Genomic DNA, 18,082 nt, shown 5'->3' with positions numbered 1-18,082 from the left:
GATCGTCGGCTGTGAGGAAGAGGACGCCGCCATCGATCAGATTACGACCGACGTGACGTCGGTTTCCGCGCTGGCGCAGCGGCTGAGATTGTCGCGGAGCAACTCGGGCGGAAGCTCGCCGAGGCGGAGTCGATGGGAAGCCTTGGCTGGGTCGGGGCGCGCGGCAAGTCCCGGCTGTGGGTATCGAAAGGCTTCCGCCGCGAGTATCACAAGGCGCAGGCCGTCAAGCTCGCGATCATCGACGCAGCCTTCGAGGCCTGTTTTACGATCGCATCGATAAAATCCGTGACGTTGTCGAACCGGTGATCGGCAGCATTGAACGATCAGCTGTCGTCTGACCATTTTTGGTGGTCGGCCTTTCCGGGCGGTCTCGATCTTTACCGCAAATGTTGGGTCGATACGGAGGACCCGCAGGGATTCACGTCGCTGCATACCTTGATTTCGTAGCTGGGTTTCGTGCGCGGAACGAGAATGTCGCGATTTATGATGAATGACGTTTTCGGCTTTCGGACGCGATGGCGGTGATCACGATTGATGAAAATGGGCGCATGTGAACGTTCGTTCGCAGCCTTCATCAGCCGAATACCGTACCAATGGGCCGCTGAAGAGTCGACGCTTCCGATCTGCGCGGGTGCAACGGCGTTGGATGCTTCGGTGAAAGTCCTGAGGAAATGCATGAAGAGGAATGCCCCGATCCGTCGGTAGATGGAGAGCGCGACAACAGCGTCGATCGGGTGCTTGTTCGGCGGTGACCTTCGACCGTGTTACGCGGTCCGTGTCTTTAGATGGAATGAATGATGCTGCATGTCGGCAGTGATCGGCATTTTTCGCTTTCTATTTCGCAGGAACTTTCGACCGAGGGCGGGCCGGACGCGTCCGTCGCAGCGATTCAGGACACGCACCTGCTTCTCAGTGCCGATTTCAAGCGCGTCGGCGATGACCTGCGGCTGATTGGAGCCGACGGAAAGATCCACGTCGTTGCGGGCTATTTCAAATCGGAGAATCTGCACGCGCTGCGGTCGCCGGATGGTGCGACGCTGAGCGGCGAAATCGTCGCTGCGTTGGCGGGGCCTGCCGCTCCCGGAGGGTACGCAGCCAAGGATGCGCCGTCGCCGGCGATGCAGGTGATCGGACATGCGGTGCGGGTCGAAGGGCAGGTAACGGTCCTGCGCAACGGCGTCGTCGTGGCGCTCAACAACGGCGATGTGCTGCTGAAGGGAGACGTGGTCCGGACCGACAGCGCGGGCGCCGCCGGACTTGTTTTCAACGACGGCAGCGCGTTCCAGATCGGGCATGGTTCACGGCTCGTATTGAGTGAATTCAAATTCGACCCGCAGGGCAGCGCCAATCTGGAAGTCTTCGATCTCATCCAGGGATCGTTCAGCTTCGCCTCGGGCAAGATTGCCCAGTCGGGTGACATGCGGATCGGGACGCCGGTCGGCTTTGCAAAGATTGCAGGCTCCGTTGGCGGCGGCGAGATATCCCCTGACGATGGATCGGTCACGCTGTCCATCTTTCATCAGGATGACGGGCAGCATCAGGCGACGGCCTACGATCGGAACGGCAACGCCATTGCAACGATCAGCAGCGAAGGCGGCAAGCTGGAGCTGATGCCGACCGGTCCAGCTCAGATAGCAACCAGCGAGCAGCCAAAGACGGACGCCGATAGGGCTGACGAGCTGGGTGCGTTGAACAACATTCTGCAGATCAAGAACCTTGCGGACCGCTATAGCAGCGACTCGCCGAACGGTGCCGGTCCGCACGGTTCATCGTCTCCTCCACCTGTCTCGTACGATCCGGGGGGTGACGCACCGTCATCTCTGCCTGATGGAGCTTCCGGCCACGGCCCGCCGGTCAACACCGGTGCGGACCTCGCCCCCCATATGCCCGGAGGTGGAAACAGCGGCGCCGGTCCGGGAATTGCATCGATCCCGGCGCCGCCGGTCAATGATCCACCTTCGCTATCTTTCAATTCCGGATCGGCGCCGTTGGCTGCGCTCGAGCAAACGCCGGTCGCGGTTGCACCGGCGCTGACCTTGTCCGATCCGGACAGCCACACTTTGCTGCGGGCGACGATCCAGATCAGCGGCAACTATCAGCCGGACGAAGACGTCCTCTCTTTCGCGAACACTGCGTTGATCGAGGGCCGGTTCGATCCGGTAACCGGAACGCTGACGCTGACGGCCAGGGCCGGCCAGCAGCCGACAGTTGCGGATTTCGCAGCCGCGTTGCGTGCGGTCCTCTATACCGACACCAGCGACAATCCATCGCCGCTGACCCGCACTCTGACCGTGACGGTGCAGGACCCGGATGGCACGGATCATGGCGGGCACGACACGGCCGTCGCCACCCGCGAGATGACGGTCAGCGCCGACAACGATGCGCCGGTCATCGGCGCTGCGCAGATAACCGGTGCGGTGCAGGAGGATACGGCGCTCGATGCCCAGGGGCGGCTGCATGTCGATGGTGCGATCGCGTTCACGGACGTCGATCTGACGGACGCGCATGTCGTCTCGGCCACCTTCGTCAGCTCGACCCGCGCGGGCGGGCTGGCGCTCGGGACCATGAGCGCGCATCTGTCTGCCGACACCGTGAATGGCCTCGGCGGGCAGGCGACGTGGCAATATCTCGTCGACAACGCGGACGTCCAATTCCTGCGGGCCGGGCAGACCGTCACGGAAACTTACGCCGTGACCGTCAGCGACGGTCATGGCGGGCTGGCGAGCCGGAATGTCACCATCACGATCACCGGCGGAGAGGATGCTCCCGTGTTGGCCGGTGCGTCGGAGACCGCCGCGGAAGCTGCTGACGCCGCCGCGCAGCACATCACGCTGACGGGCACCTTGCCGGTGACCGATCCTGACATCGGCGACACGCTGACGGCTTCGATCGCCGGTTCGCCGGTCGTGACTCTCGATGGCCACGCCTTCGCCCTGCCGGCAGGGGCAGCGTCGCTGATCAACAATGCCCTGTCATTCCATGCGGGCACCTCCAACGGCAGCACTGCCGGTGTCGGCTGGACCTATGATGCGTCCGCGGCCAACCTGGATTTCCTGCGGGATGGGCAGAGCCTGGTCCTGACCTACACGGTCGAAGTCAGCGACGGGCTCATCACCAGCAACCAGCAGACCCTGACCATCACCATCGCCGGCACCAACGATGTGCCCGTGGTGACGGGCGACACCGCGGCGGTCAACGAGGCGGCCGATGCCCATGCGCAGGTCATTTCGCTCGCGGGCTCGATCTCGGCCAGCGACCGCGACGTCGGCGACACGCTGACAGCTTCGGTGGTCGGCGCGCCCATGGTGAGCCTCGACGGGCACGCCTTCAATCTGCCGGCCGGCGCGCTGGCGCTCACCGACAATGCCGCCTTTGCGATCGACTCCACTGGTCAGCTGTCGACCGGCTCTGCTACGACGTTCGGCTGGACCTACCAACCGGCCGCGGCAGACCTCGATTTCCTGAAGCAGGGCCAGACGCTCACGCTGACCTATGCGGTCGTGGTCAACGACGGCACCGCGACCAGCGCCACGCAATTTGTGACGATCGCGATCAGCGGCACCAATGATGCGCCGGTGGCCGTCGCGCACAGCTACACAACCGATGAAGACCATCCGCTGGTGGTGTCAGGCACGGGCGTGCTTGCCGGGGCAACCGACCTCGACGGCGATGCGTTGCACGCGATACTCGTCAACGGTCCGGCCCACGGCACGCTGACGCTGAATGCCGACGGCTCGTTCACCTATGCGCCGGTTGGCGACTACAACGGCACCGACAGCTTCACCTACAAGGTCAATGACGGCCTCGCCGATTCCAACGCAGCGACCGTCAATATCACCGTGCAGGCGGTCAACGATCCGGCCGTGGTGTCGGGTACCAGCACCGGCGCAGTGACGGAAGCGGGCGGCGTCGCCAACGCGGCGGCGGGGACGCCGAGCGTGACCGGCACGCTGACGGACACCGACGTCGACAATCCCGCCAACACCTTCACGGCGGTCGGGACCGCCACGGCGAGCGACCACGGCTACGGCACCTTCACCATGACGTCGGGCGGCGTCTGGACCTACAATCTCGACAACAGCAACAGCGCGGTTCAGGCGCTCAATGCCGGCGGGACTCTGACCGACACGTTCACGGTGACGACCATCGACGGCACCGCGCAACTGGTCACGATCACCATCAACGGCGCGAACGATGCCGCGGTGCTGTCGGCCGATTCAGTCAACCTGAGCGAGACCGATTCAGTGCTGTCGACGAACGGCACGCTGACGATCCACGACGTCGACAGTCCCGAAACCTTCGTGGCGCAGGCGGGCACGCACGGGCACTACGGCACCTTCACGGTTGGTCCGAACGGCGCCTGGAGCTATGTCGCGAGTTCGGCGCATGACGAATTCGTCGCCGGGCAGACCTACACCGACACGTTCTCCGTGGTGAGTTCGGACGGCACGGCCTCGTCTGTCACAATCAATATCCTCGGCAGCAACGACGCGGCTTCGATCTCGGGCACCAGCACCGGTTCGGTGACCGAAGCGGGCGGCCTCAACAACGCGCTGGCGGAAACGCCGACTGCGACCGGCACGCTGACCGACACTGACGTTGACAATCCCGCCAACACGTTCACCGCGGTCAACGCGGGCACGGCAAGCGACCACCACTACGGCACCTTTGCCGTCACATCAGCCGGGGTCTGGACTTACACGCTCGACAACAACAATGCCGCGGTGCAGGCGCTCAATGCCGGCGGCACGCTGACGGATACGTTCACGGTAACGACCATCGATGGCACGCCGCAGGTCGTCACGATCACCATCAATGGCACCGACGATGCCGCCGTCATATCGGCGGTGACAAAAAACCTGATCGAAACCAACTCACCGTTGTCGACCGGCGGCACGCTGACGATCCAGGACCCCGACAGTCCGCAATCCTTCGTCGCGCAGGCCGGCACGTCTGGGCAATACGGCACCTTCACGCTCGCCACCGACGGCACCTGGAGCTATGTCGCGAGCTCGGCGCATGATGAGTTCGTGGGCGGGCACACCTACACCGACAGTTTTTCCGTCGCGAGTTCGGACGGCACCACCTCGTCCGTCACCATCAACATCCTCGGTACCGACGATCCGGCCACGATGAGCGGGACGGCGACCGGTTCGGTCATCGAGGCGGGCGGCGTCAACAACGCGCTGGCGGGGACGCCCACGGCGACAGGCACGCTGACGCTGTTCGATCCCGACACATCGTCCGTCACCTTCGTGGCGGTCGCCGCGCCGACCGCCAGCACCGGCGGGTACGGCACCTACACCGTGACCTCCGCAGGCGGGTGGACCTACACGCTCGACAACAACAATTCCACGGTGCAGGCGCTCGCCGCCGGCGCGACGATGACCGACACCTTCTCCGTGAGGGGAAACGACGGCAGCGCGCAGGTCGTCACCATCACGATCACCGGGGCTAACGATGCGCCGGTGCTGTCCGGCGACAATGCGGCGGCGCTGCTGCAGGGCCTGGCGACCACCATCACCACGGCCGACCTCAGCGTCAGCGATGTCGACAACAACGCGAGCCAGCTCACCTTCAACGTCAGCAGCACGCAACGCGGTTACGTGGCGCTGTCGAGTGCGCCCGGCGTTGCGATCACGAGCTTCACCCAGGCGCAGCTCGCCGCGGGCCAGGTGATCTTCGTCAGCGACGGCACGCTGAACCCGGCCGCGAGCTTCACCGTGTCCGCGACCGACGGCAGCGTGACCAGCGTGCCGGTGCTGGTCAGTGTCGCCGTCACCAATGATTTCGTGCTGCCGGGCAACATCAATCTCGGCGCTGTCTCGGAAACCATCCACAGCCTGACCCAGTCCGGCGGCACTCTGTCGGGCACCGGCACGCTGATCGACGCCAACGGGGCGACCTTCACCGGCGGCACCGAGAGCGGCAGCGGCACGACCATCGTCAACGGGCTCGCGACCTTCTTCGATGCCAATAACGAGACCTTCACACTCGACGGCAGGACGCTCGAGCTCCACGGATCCGGCCAGACCGGGGCCTTCTCCGGCGATACGCTGCGACTGAACAACGGCGCGGCCTTCAAGATCGATGCCGGCGTCACCTTCACCGATGCGACGGCCAGCGGCAGCGCGTTCAACATCGCATCGAGTGCCGGTACCGGAACGCTCAACGTCGCCGGCAATTACGACAAGACCGGCAGCGGCACCACGATCGTCAGCACGGCGGTCAACAACAGCGGTGTCATCGACGCCAAGGCGGGTACGCTCGATCTCGCCGGCAACGTCACCAACACCGGCACGCTGCAGGCGGACGGCGGCGGCAAGCTGCTGGTTGCGGGCAATGTCACCGGCACCGGGGCGGTCACCGTCGGCAATGGCGGCACGGTCGAATTCGGCGCGGGCGTCGCATCCAGCCAGACCATCACGTTCAACGGTGGACTCGCAACGCTCAAGATCGACGCGCCGGCGAGCTTTGCCGGCACCATCGCGGGCTTCAGCGCCGCGACCGACGCGATCGATCTGGTCGGGATCAACTACAGTTCCGGGCAGTTCTCCCAGTCGTTCAATTCGTCGACCGGCGTTCTGCACGTCACCGACGGCACGCATAGCGTCGATCTGCACTTCAGCGGACCGACCTACGGCTTCGCATTCTCGGCCGACGGCTCCGGCGGCACCGTGATCAAGCCGTCCAACGTCTATACCGTCCATAACGCCGCGGAGCTCAACGCGACGCTCCTCGCCATCAGCGTGGGTGGCGGAGCTGCCGCCGCCAACACCAACTATTCGATCGAGTTTGCAGGCAACATCTCCATTGCCTCGCTCGGCGCCAATCTGACCGCGATCAATCTGGCCAGCGGCAGCCATCTCGTCATCAATGGCGCGGGCTATTCGCTTGACGGCGGAAATGCCTATCGCGGTCTGTTCGTGTTCGGCGGCAACGTCTCGATCAACAATCTGAACATCGCGCACACGCTGGCCAAGGGCGGCGCCGGCGGCGTCGAAGGCGGCGGCGGTGGTGCGGGTCTCGGTGGCGGCCTGTTCGTGGCGGCCGGTGCGGCGGTAACGATCGATGCCGTGACGTTCACGGGCGCCGCGGCCACGGGTGGTGCCGGAGGCGATTGGGGCGGAGGCTCGAGCGGAGGTCAGGGTGGCGGCGGTGGTGGCATGGGCACCAACGGCAGCAGCGCCCACTACAGTAGCAACCACAGCGTCGGCGGCGGCACCTTCGTCTTCGTCGCGGGCGACGCGGGTGGCACGCTCGGGATCAACGTCCCGGGGCACGCGGGCTACTCGCAGGCCGCTGCCGGCGGCACATCGCCGAGCGGCAGCAGCCTCACTGCGGGCGCGCATGGCGGCTTTGGTGGCGGCGGCGGTGGCGGTGCGGGGGGCTACCTGTCCTACTCGCATGCAACAAGCATCAGCGTCGGCGGCGACGGCGGTTTTGGCGGTGGCGGCGGAGCCGCGGGTGCTTGGGGCTCGGGAACGGGCGGCGGTACCGGCGGGTTCGGCGGCGGCGGCGGCCGCGGTGGGGGCGCTGGCGGGTTCGGCGGCGGTGCTGGCGGCGGTGGCGTCGGCGGCGGCGGTGGCGGCCTCGGCGCAGGCGGTGCCGTGTTCGTGCAGGAAGGCGGCTCGCTGACGATTGCCGGCAGCTCGGTCTCCGGCAACTCGGTCACGGCAGGTCTGGGCAATCATGGCGGAGGCGACGGACAGGCGCTCGGCTCCGGCATCTTCATCCAGGGCAACCAGAGCATCACGTTCGCGCCGACTGCAGGCGAGGATACCGTCATTGCCGATACGATCGCCGACCAGGGCGGCAATGGCGGCAGCGGCCACGTCGAGATCGCAGGCAGCGGCACAGTGCATTTCGCCGGCGCCAACAGCTATGTCGGCGGCACCACCATTGACAGCGGCAGCACGCTCGAGGTCGAGGCCGGCGGCAGCGCCGGCACCGGCGCCATCATCGACAACGGCACGCTGCGGTTCGAGGCGCCGGGTACGATCGTGAACGCGATCACGGACAACGGTGCGGTTACCCTCGACCACGATGGCACGTTCGAATTCCAGGCCGCCGTGACCGGAACGGGCACGTTCAATTTCGCCCAAGGTCACGTCATCACCGCCGTGTTCGACACCGGCGTTCCCGCCGTCACTCTCAAGGGCTTTGACGTCGGGGATACCATCGATCTCAAGTCGATTGTCGCAACCTCCTTCACGATCGATGCGAACAACGTCATGACGCTGAAGAATGTCAGCGGCACTGCGGTGGCGACGCTGCATTTCGACCCGGCGCAGCATTTCGATCTCAACCTTGCCCTGGTCGCGGACGGCAATGGCGGCACCAACATCCGCCTGGCGCAGACCAGCTTCACGGTGAGCACCGCGGCCGAGCTCAACGCCGCACTGACGGCGATGAGCTCGGGCGGCAACGCCTATGGCGCGAATCTCAACTACGTCATCCATTTCGCCGGCAATATTTCGCTGGCGTCGCTGAGCTCGGATCTTGCCGCCATCAATCTTGCCAGCGGCAGCAAATTGACGGTCGATGGTGCTGGCTTCACGCTCGACGGCGCCAATACCCATCGTGGTTTCTTCGAATATGCCGGCACCGTCACGTTCAAGGACATGACGATTGCGCACACCCTTGCGCAGGGTGGTGCCGGCGCCATCGGCGGTGGCGGCGGCGGCGCCGGACTTGGCGGCGGCCTGTTCGTCGCGGCGGGTGCCACGGCGACGATCGCGAACGTGACTTTCCTCTACAACGCCGCCCGGGGCGGCAACGGCGGCGGCGTGAACCCGGCCGGCCGGATATATCAAGGCGGTGGTGGCGGCGGCGGCATGGGCATCAATGGTGCCGCTGGCGCGACGACCGGGGTGCAACATTTCTATAGCATCGGAAGCCACGCCGGCTACACCGGCTGGGGCTATGCGGGCGGCGCCGGCGGCGGCCTCGGCCTGTCGAATCTTCCGGGCGGAGGCGGGGCCGGGGCGACGTCGTATCGCGGATCGTTCCCGGCCTCCGGCACCTTTGGCGGTGGTGGCGGCGGCGGTAACGCCTATCTCGCCTCCCGGAAAGCCGGAACCACCGGTGCACAGGGCGGCTTCGGCGGCGGCGGCGGTGCTGGTGGCGGCTTCAACACGAACACCAACAGCTACGGCAACGGCGAGAACGCCGCTGGCGGCAACGGCGGCTTCGGCGGCGGCGGTGGCGGCGGCGGGCTCCAAGGTCGTATAGGGGCTGGCCTGGGCGGATTTGGTGCCGGCAATGGCAGCGTCTCCATCGCGTATCGGGCCGGCGGGTATTACCAGGCAAAGCTCGGCAATGTCGGCGGCGGCGGGCTTGGTGCCGGCGGTGGCATCTTCGTCCAGGAGGGGGGGACGCTGATCCTCGAAAGCGGATCGCTGTCCGGCGGCTCCGTGGCCGGAGGCGCTGCGGGTGCCATCCAGGCGGCCCACCAGCTGTATATGCCGGGCGCCGGGCAGGGGCTCGGCAGCGGCATCTTCCTCCAGGGAAATCAGTCGATCGTTCTCGCGCCGACGTTAGGGAATGCGATCACGATCGCAGACGCGATCGCCGACCAGGGCGGCAACGGCGGCAGCATTTCGATCGAGATCAAGGGGCCGGGCACTGTCGAGTTCGACGGCGCCAATTCCTATGTCGGCGGCACCACGATCGACGCCGGCGCCAAGCTCACGCTCGGCGGCCAGGGGACGCTCGGCAGCGGAGCGATCGTCGACAATGGCGACCTCGTCATTGCTCATTCCGGCACGTTCGGCAATGCGTTGACCGGGAGCGGTGATCTCGGGTTCGCGGGGCCGGCCATCACGGTCACCTTCACGACCTCGGTCTCGCTCGGTGGCTCACTCGATCTCGGCGATGGCGACACTGTCGCCAACTTCAACGGCGGACTGTCTGGCCTTCAATCGATTAATTTCGGCACAGGGATGCAGACCCTGTCCGTGACAGGCGCGATGCCGAGCGCGGTCGTGCATGGCTTCGGCGTCGGCGACACCATCGACTTTGCGACGATCAACGCCACCGGCATCGGCAGCTTCGTCAACAACGTGCTGACGCTGACCGGCCCCGGCGGCGTGCCGGTTGCGACCGTCCACTTCGATCCGGCCGAGCAGAACATCGCGCCGCACGGATTCCTGCTGGTGTCCGATGGGACCGGCGGCACCGAACTGAAGCTCAACGAGGTGCCGGTCTACCATGTGTCGTCCACCGCGCAGCTCGTTCGCGCGATCAACGAAATCAGCGTCGGCGGCGTGTTCTCATCCGCGAACCAGAATTACGAGATCGATATCGTCGGCAGCTTCACGCTCGACGGCGCGCTGCCCGACATCAATCTGGCGCTGGGCGACACGCTGACGATCCACGGTCTTGGCCATGAGATCAGCGGGGCTTCCACCTATTCCGGCTTCGTCCTGGAATCCGGCGACGTCACGATCGACCACCTGACGGCCGCCGACTTCGTCCGGCATGGCGGTGACGGGTCATCCGCAGGCAGCACGTCGTCCGGCGGTGGTGGTGGTGGCCTGGGCGCGGGTGGCGCACTATTCGTAGGCGCCGGCAGCTCGGCGACCCTGACCGACGTCGCTTTCACCGACAACCATGTCTTCGGCGGAAATGGTGGCGTTGGCGGCACCGCAATCACTTACGGGGGGCCCAGGGCGGGCGGGACATCCGGCCCGGGTCAACTGGGGTTCGGTTATGGCGGGGCGGGTGGGTCTAGCCTTCACGGCGGAAGCGTCGGCAGTTTCGGCGGCGGCGGGGGCGGAGGCGGCCTTCGCGCCGGCGGGAACACCGGTCCCGGCGGAGGCGCCAGCGGCGGCTATGGCGGCGGGACCGGCGGGGCTGGAGGCTTTTCCGTTACCGCGGGAGGCGGGGGCGGCGGTGGTGCGGGCCTTGGCGGCGCTGTCTTCGTCGCGCCGGGTGGCGAGCTTGATATCAACGACTGGACCTTCTCCAACAATGGTGCAACGGGCGGTGCCGGTGGCGGCAGTATCAGCTTTGGCGGCGCCGCCAATGGTGCGGCGGGCCAGGGCATCGGCAACGATCTCTTCAACTACGGCGGCACGGTCGGCCTGACGTCCAGCGCCGGACAGACCCTCACGGTCGATCAGTTCGTGGGCGGCACCCAAAGCACGTTCAATATTCAGGGCGCCGGCGCGGTCGTGCTGGCGCAGGGCATCGGAACGAATGTCCTCAACATAACCGGCGCCGGCGACGTCACCGTCCTCACCAGGATCACGGCCAGTGCCATCAACGTCTCTGGCTCCGGCGATGTGCTGTTGCGGGGCGCATTCTACGGCAGCGAGGTCTTCACCCACACCGGTAGCGGCACGCTGACAGTCGAGCCGATCTACAACGTCTCGACGACGGACCAACTGGTCGCCACGATCCAGACCGTCAACTCCAATCCTGTCTCGAACCTGTCCGTCGAATACGTGATCAATCTCGACGGAGACATTCCGCTGGTGGCGGGACTGGCGAAGCTTACCCTCGTCGCCGGGGATACGATCACGGTGAATACCGCGGGCCATACCCTGGACGGCGCCGTCAACGGCGCCGGCGGCGGATTCAGTTTTGTGGCAGGTGTGTCCGGCGGAAACGCCCTGCTGATCGGAAATGCGATCCCCACGTTCGACGTTGCAAGCGTTGCGGAGCTGACGACAGCCTTCAATGCCATCAATGTCGGAGGTTTCTTCTCCTCGCCGAACATCAACTACGTCATCAATCTCGAGGGAGACACCGCGCTCGGCAGCCTGTCGGCGGGCATGCTGAATTTTGCCGCCGGCGATACGCTCACCATCAATACCAACGGACACACGCTGAACGGCGCCGTCAACGGCAACGGGTCGAGCTTCACCTTCGCGACCGGCGCGTCCATGGGCCCGCCGGCCTTCACCGGCCATCCCATCGCGACCTTCACCGTCGGCACGATGGCGGAATTCAATGCGGCGCTCGCGGCCATCAATCCCGGCGGCTTCTACTACGGCACGAACATCGACTACGAGATCGACCTGACCGCCGATCTGAAGCTGACCGGCAACATGGCAGCGCTTTTTCTTGCCGCCGGCGACACGCTCACCATCAAGGGCGGCGGTCACGTCATCGACGGTTCGGTCAATGGCACGGCGACCTATTCCGGGTTCGATCTTGAATCCGGCAATCTGGTGCTCAGCCAGCTGACGATCGAAGGTACCCTTGCACATGGTCGCGACGGCGGGTCCGTTGCCCACGCCTATGCCGGCGCCGGCGGCGGCGGTGCCGGACTGGGCGGCGGCCTCTTCATTGGCGCAGGTGCGTCCGCGACGCTCGATGGCGTGGCGTTCACCGGCAACTCTGCGATCGGTGGCGCCGGTGGCAATGGCGGCGCCGCCGGAGGCTACAATGGCTACGTCGGCGGCGGCGGGCCGGGGAGCCCTGTGAGTGGATTCGGCATCGGCGGCGCGGGCGGTTGGGGGCGCCAGCCGGCCTTCTACGCGCACTCGCGAAGCAACGGTCTGGCCGGCTCATTTGGCGGCGGCGGTGGTGGCGGGGCCAGCGTTTACAGGGTTATCACCCGTAGTCCACCTTTCTTCGGCGGCGATCTTTATGCAGGCGTCGGCGGCAGCGGCGGTTATGGCGCGGGCAGCGGCGGCGGCGGCGGGGTAAGGGTCGCGTCCGGTGGTGGCGGTGGCGGCGCCGGTCTTGGCGGCGGCGTTTTCGTTGCGTCCGGCGGGTCTTTGACGATCCAGAGTGGTTCGATCGGCGGCAACACCGCGGTCGGCGGTCTCGGCGGTGCATCCACGACCGCTGCCGGCGGAAACGGGCAGGGCATCGGTTCGGGTCTCTTCGCGGCCTCGCAGAACGTCACCCTTGCGCCGCTGCTGGGTAACACGCTGACCATCTCGGACACGATCGCAGGTGGAGGCGTCGGCGTCATCCATGTCGCGGGCGCCGGCAACGTCACGCTGTCGGGCGCCATCACCGGCACGACGATCGACATCTCCAACACCGGCACGGTGTCGCTGACGGCGGGCGATCTCGTCAACGATTCCTTCTCGCTGTCGGGCTCGGCGCACTACACGCTGGCAAACAAGATCACGGGCGGCGGCACTATCAGTGCGTCCGGCACGTCGGTGCTGACGATCACCGGCATGAACCTGCTGACCGGCGGCATGGTGCTGAGTGGCAACAGCACCATCGATCTCACCTCGGTGAATTCGATCGGCAGCGGCATCATCACCTTCGTGCCCAATTCGGGCGCGACGCTGATCCTCGAAGCGGGCGTGACGCTGCCCAACCAGATCAACGGTTTCAACCCGGGCGATACGATCAAGCTGGTCGGCTTTGCCGCCAATGCGACGGCCACGATGGGCGCGGGCAACGTCCTCACCGTCAGCGATGGCGTTCATTCAGTCGATCTGCATCTCAACCCCGGTGTCGATTTTTCTCTGTTCCAGTTCGACGTCACGGCCTACAGCGGCGGCGTGATGCTGACCGATCGGGTCCCGTTCGGAATCACCGGCGTGGTCGGCCAGCCGGTCTACGGCAGCGGGGTCGAGCTGCGCGGCACGGCCGCTCCGGGCACCACGGTCACGATCATCGCCAATGGCGGCACGACCGTGCTCGGCACCGGCATCGTCGACGCCAATGGCAACTTCGATCTCATCACCTCGCCGCTCGCCGACGGCTTCTACACGTTCCAGGCGGTGTCGCAGACCGGGTCGTCGTCGCAGCTCTCGGCTGGCTTCGCGGTCACGGTCCTTCCGAGCGCACCTGTCATCACGACGCAGATCGGCCATCCGCTCAACGGCGACACCGTGGAGCTGAAGGGCACGGCGCTGCCCAACCAGATCATTAAGCTGTATCTCGACGGCAGCTCGACCGTGTTTGCGGCCGGCGTCGCCGATGCAAACGGCAATTTCGACATCGTCACGCCGGCGCTGACCGACGGCATCCATACCATCCGGGCAACCGAGACCGACAGCCTCGGACTGGTAAGCCCGCCGTCGGCCGGCTTCATTGTCAACGTCAATCCGACTGCCCCCACGATCACCGCGCTGGTCAACAACCCCTTCAATGGCGGGCCGATCGAGGTGAAGGGCACGGGCGAGCCCAATCACACCATCCAGATCTTTGCCGACGGTGGTACGACGGTGATCGGCACCGGCACCACCAATGCCAGCGGCCAGTTCGACATCGTGACCTCGGCGGGCCTGAGCAACGGGGTCCACACGCTGACGGCGGTCGCCGTGACGTCGAACCTGCCGAGCACGGCATCGAACAATCTCTCCATCACTGTGGTTCCGTCGGCGCCGCTCATCACCACGCTGGTCGGCCAGCCCGACAATGACGGCACCATCGAGGTCAAGGGCACGGGCCAGCCGAACCAGAGCGTCACACTCTATGCCGATGGTGGCACGACGCCGGTCGGCACCGGTGTCATCGACGCCACCGGACATTTCGACATCACGACGACGGTGACATTCGCCGACGGCGTGCACCGCCTGACCGCGACTGCGACCGATGCCGCGAACCTCGTCAGCCCGGCGTCGTCGCAATTCACCGTCAACGTGATCCCGGACACGCCGGTCATCTCGGTGGTGCTTCCCGTTTCAGGCACATCGCAGCGCATCGAGGTGCAGGGCACCGGCGAGGTCGGCGAGACCATCAAGCTGTTCGCCGACGGCAGCACGACCGTGCTGGCCACCGGCGTGGTCGACGCGACAGGTCATTTCGACATCTTCGCCGATATTCTCGGCGGCGCGCATATCATCCGGGCCACCGAAACCAACGCCGCCAACCTCGTCAGCCTGATCTCCTCCGGCGTGTCGGTCAACGTCACGCCGAATGCGCCGGCCATCACCGCGCTGGTGGGCCAGCCCATCAACGGCACCACCGTGACCGTGAAGGGAACCGCCCAGCACGTCGGCGGCACCATCACGCTCTACGCCGACGGCGGCACGACGACGGTCGGAACCGGCACGGTTGCCGCCAATGGCACGTTCTCGATCACGACCACCGTGACGTTTGCAGACGCCATTCACACTTTTACCGCGACGGAGACCGACGACGGTATCGCGAGCGGCTTGTCGCCGGCATTCACCGTCAACGTCAACCCGATCGCGCCGACGATCACGGCGCAGATCGGAACAACGGTGGAGGGCGGCGCGCTCGAGTTCGTCGGCACGGGCGAAGTCGGAAACTCCGTGACGATCACCCTCGGCGGCGCCACAATTGGTTCGGGAATCGTCGATGCCACCGGGCATTTCGACATCACGACGATTTCGGGCTTGAACCCCGGCGTCCAGACCGTGTCGGTGACCGAGACCAACGCGGCTCATCTCACCAGCAGCTCGTCGAACTTCGTGGCGACGGTTGCGCCGGTGGCGCCGGTTATCACATCGGTGGTTTCGGTCGATGATCCCGGTGGACGCGTCGAGGCTTTCGGCACCGGCAAGGCCGGTGACATCATCACGCTGTATGCAGATGGTGGCACGACTGCGATCGGCACCGGCACGGTGGACCAGACCGGCCATTTCGCGATCTATTCGACCAACGGCTTCGCGCTCGGCGACGGCGCTCACGCGATCACGGCGACGCAAACGCTGGTGAACGGCGCGGGCTCGGCGACCAGCGCTGCGTCGGCGACCTCCAATGTGAACGTTGCGACGACCGCCACCAGCTTCACGATCACGTCGGCGGCAGATCTCGCCGCCGACATCGCGGCGATCGATCTGACCGGCGCATACTCACGCGCCAACACGCACTACACGTTCAACATCGTCGGCGACCTCGTCCTGAGCACACAGCTCGCGGCGTTCAATCTTGCCTCTGGCGATACGCTGACCATCCATGGCAATGGCCATACTCTGGACGCCCACGGACTTCCCAGCCTGTTCGTCTATTCCGGCACGATCGACATCGATAATCTCAGCGTCATCAATGCGGTTGCCAAAGGTGGCGACTCCACCAGCGGTGGCGGCGGCGGCGCGGGACTCGGCGGCGGCCTCTTCATCGCCTCGGGCGGCGCGGTCACGCTCGACAATGTCAGCTTTGCGCATAACCACGCGGTCGGCGGCAACGGAAGCTATTTCAACGGCTATTCCGCGAGCGGCGGCGGCGGCATGGGCGGCGCTGGCAATATTAATGGCGGCGGCGGCGTCGGCCTTGCTGCGTCGGGCGGGTCCTATTTTGGTTACGCACCCGGTCGCGGCGTCGTTGTCGGCGCAGCGGTCGGTGGCGGTGCTGGAGGTGCGGATGGTGGCGGCGGCGTCACTGGGACCAGTGCGGGGGGCGGTGGTCGCTACGGCTATGCCGGCGGCGCCGGTGGTGGCATCGGTGGCAGCGCGGGTACTGCCACGGCGGGCGGCACGGGCGGTTTTGGCGGGGGCGGCGGCGGCGGTGTCATCAGTCCTATCGATCTCAGCGCCAGCGGCGGAGGTGCCGGCGGTTTCGGCGGGGGTGGTGGCGCCTCGGTGTGGAACGTCGGTGGCGCCGGCGGCTTTGGTGGTGGCGGCGGCGGCAGCTTTGGCACCGGCGATGCGGCCGGCGGTTTTGGCGCTGGACGCGGCTCGGCGAACTATCAGTCGGGTGGCGGCGGACTCGGCGCCGGCGGCGCGATCTTCGTCCAGGAAGGCGGCTCGTTGACCTTCGGCGGCAGCGGCGGCGCCCATGACAACAGCGTCGCGGGTGGTTCGGGCTCGAATGTCGCCCATAATTCCGGATCGGGCCTCGGCAGCGGCATCTTCCTGCAGGGCAACCAGACCATCACCTTCGCCCCGGATGCGACGCACATCATCACGATCAGCGACGTGATCGCTGACATGACCGGCTCGCACGATGCCAGCGGTCAGATCGGCGCGGGACATCTCGTCCTCGATGGCGACGGGACACTTGTCCTGGCGACCGCGAACACGTTCACCGGCGGCATCACGATCGAGAACGGCACGCTCGACCTCACCGCGAGCGGCGCGGCCGGCTCGGGCGCGATCGACTTCTCGGCGGCAAACCATGCCGCGCTGGAATTCACCGCCGCCAACGCGCCGGTCAACGCGATCGAGCATTTCGGCACGCGTGACCAGATCATCGTCGACGGCTTCCACGCCACGAGTGAAACGTTCATCAATGGCGTTCTGGTTCTGAGCGGCGCGAGCGGATCGGTCAGCCTTACGGTGAGCGGCGATGACATCGCCTCGCTGTCGGACTTCCATTTCGCCTACGACTCCGCGGCCAACACCACGACCATCACCGCCGGGCCGGATCGATCGGGTAACGACGTGATCCACTATGGTATCGGCGCGCATAGTCTCACCGGCGGGACAGGAGACGACGTGTTCTTCTTCCGCGGCAGCGATCTTGCCGCAGGCGTCACGGACAAGATCACCGACTTCTCCTGGGCAACCGGCAGCAACGAGCACGACCGCATCCATATCGAGGGCGTCGATCCCAATGCGGTGTCGGTCTCGACCGTCAATGGCGGCCACGACACCGACATCGCGATTTCCGTCACCGGCGGCACGGCACATATTCTTGTGCAAGGCGTCGGTTCGGGGCCGCTGGAGATCGAGTTCCAGAACACGACGCCGACGGATGATGCGCATTTGAACACGCTGCTGACGCCGTCGACGGTGAATGAGACGGTCGCTAATTTCTATCTGGGCGCCAATCCGCCTTACGCCAAGTCGCTGGTCAGCTATGGCGCCGATGGCACGGTCGTCGCGCAAGACGTCACCAACAATGACGGATCGCATCTGGTGACCGTACAGGGGGCCAACGCCACACTGACGGCGTCAGGGGCGAACGATACGTTCGTGTTCCAGTTCAACTCGCAGGCGGCAGCCACGGCGACCATCGGCAATTTCGACGTGGCGCACGACGTCCTGCAACTCAGCCAATCCGTCTATGCGGACGCGGCGGCTGCGCTGGCCGCGATCACCGCCGATCCCCACAACGCCGGCAACCCGGCCGACACCATCATTGCGCTAGACGCGCTTCACTCGATCACGCTGACCGGTGTCAACCCGGATCTGCTCCAGCAGCGGGATTTTCTGGTAGTCTAGTCACGAATCCCCAGTCAGGTTTGCAGGAT

General features: G+C 65.8%; 2 protein-coding genes. Both read left to right on the top strand.

The genetic code is table 11. The features are described 5' to 3' along the window. Nucleotides 1-132 precede the first annotated feature (132 nt). On the top strand, nucleotides 133-306 hold the full coding sequence (locus NLM27_RS17365) for a hypothetical protein (protein WP_254144463.1): 174 nt from the start codon (nucleotides 133-135) through the stop codon (nucleotides 304-306). A gap of 488 nt (nucleotides 307-794) precedes the next feature. Further along, complete coding sequence (locus NLM27_RS17360) at nucleotides 795-18,053, top strand: VCBS domain-containing protein (RefSeq protein WP_254149064.1); 17,259 nt, start codon at nucleotides 795-797, stop codon at nucleotides 18,051-18,053. Nucleotides 18,054-18,082 lie beyond the last annotated feature (29 nt).

Origin of the sequence: Bradyrhizobium sp. CCGB12, assembly GCF_024199845.1 — a bacterium.
GTDB lineage: Bacteria > Pseudomonadota > Alphaproteobacteria > Rhizobiales > Xanthobacteraceae > Bradyrhizobium.
Note: the sequence above shows the minus strand (reverse complement) of the source record. Positions and strands in the feature narration are given on the sequence as shown.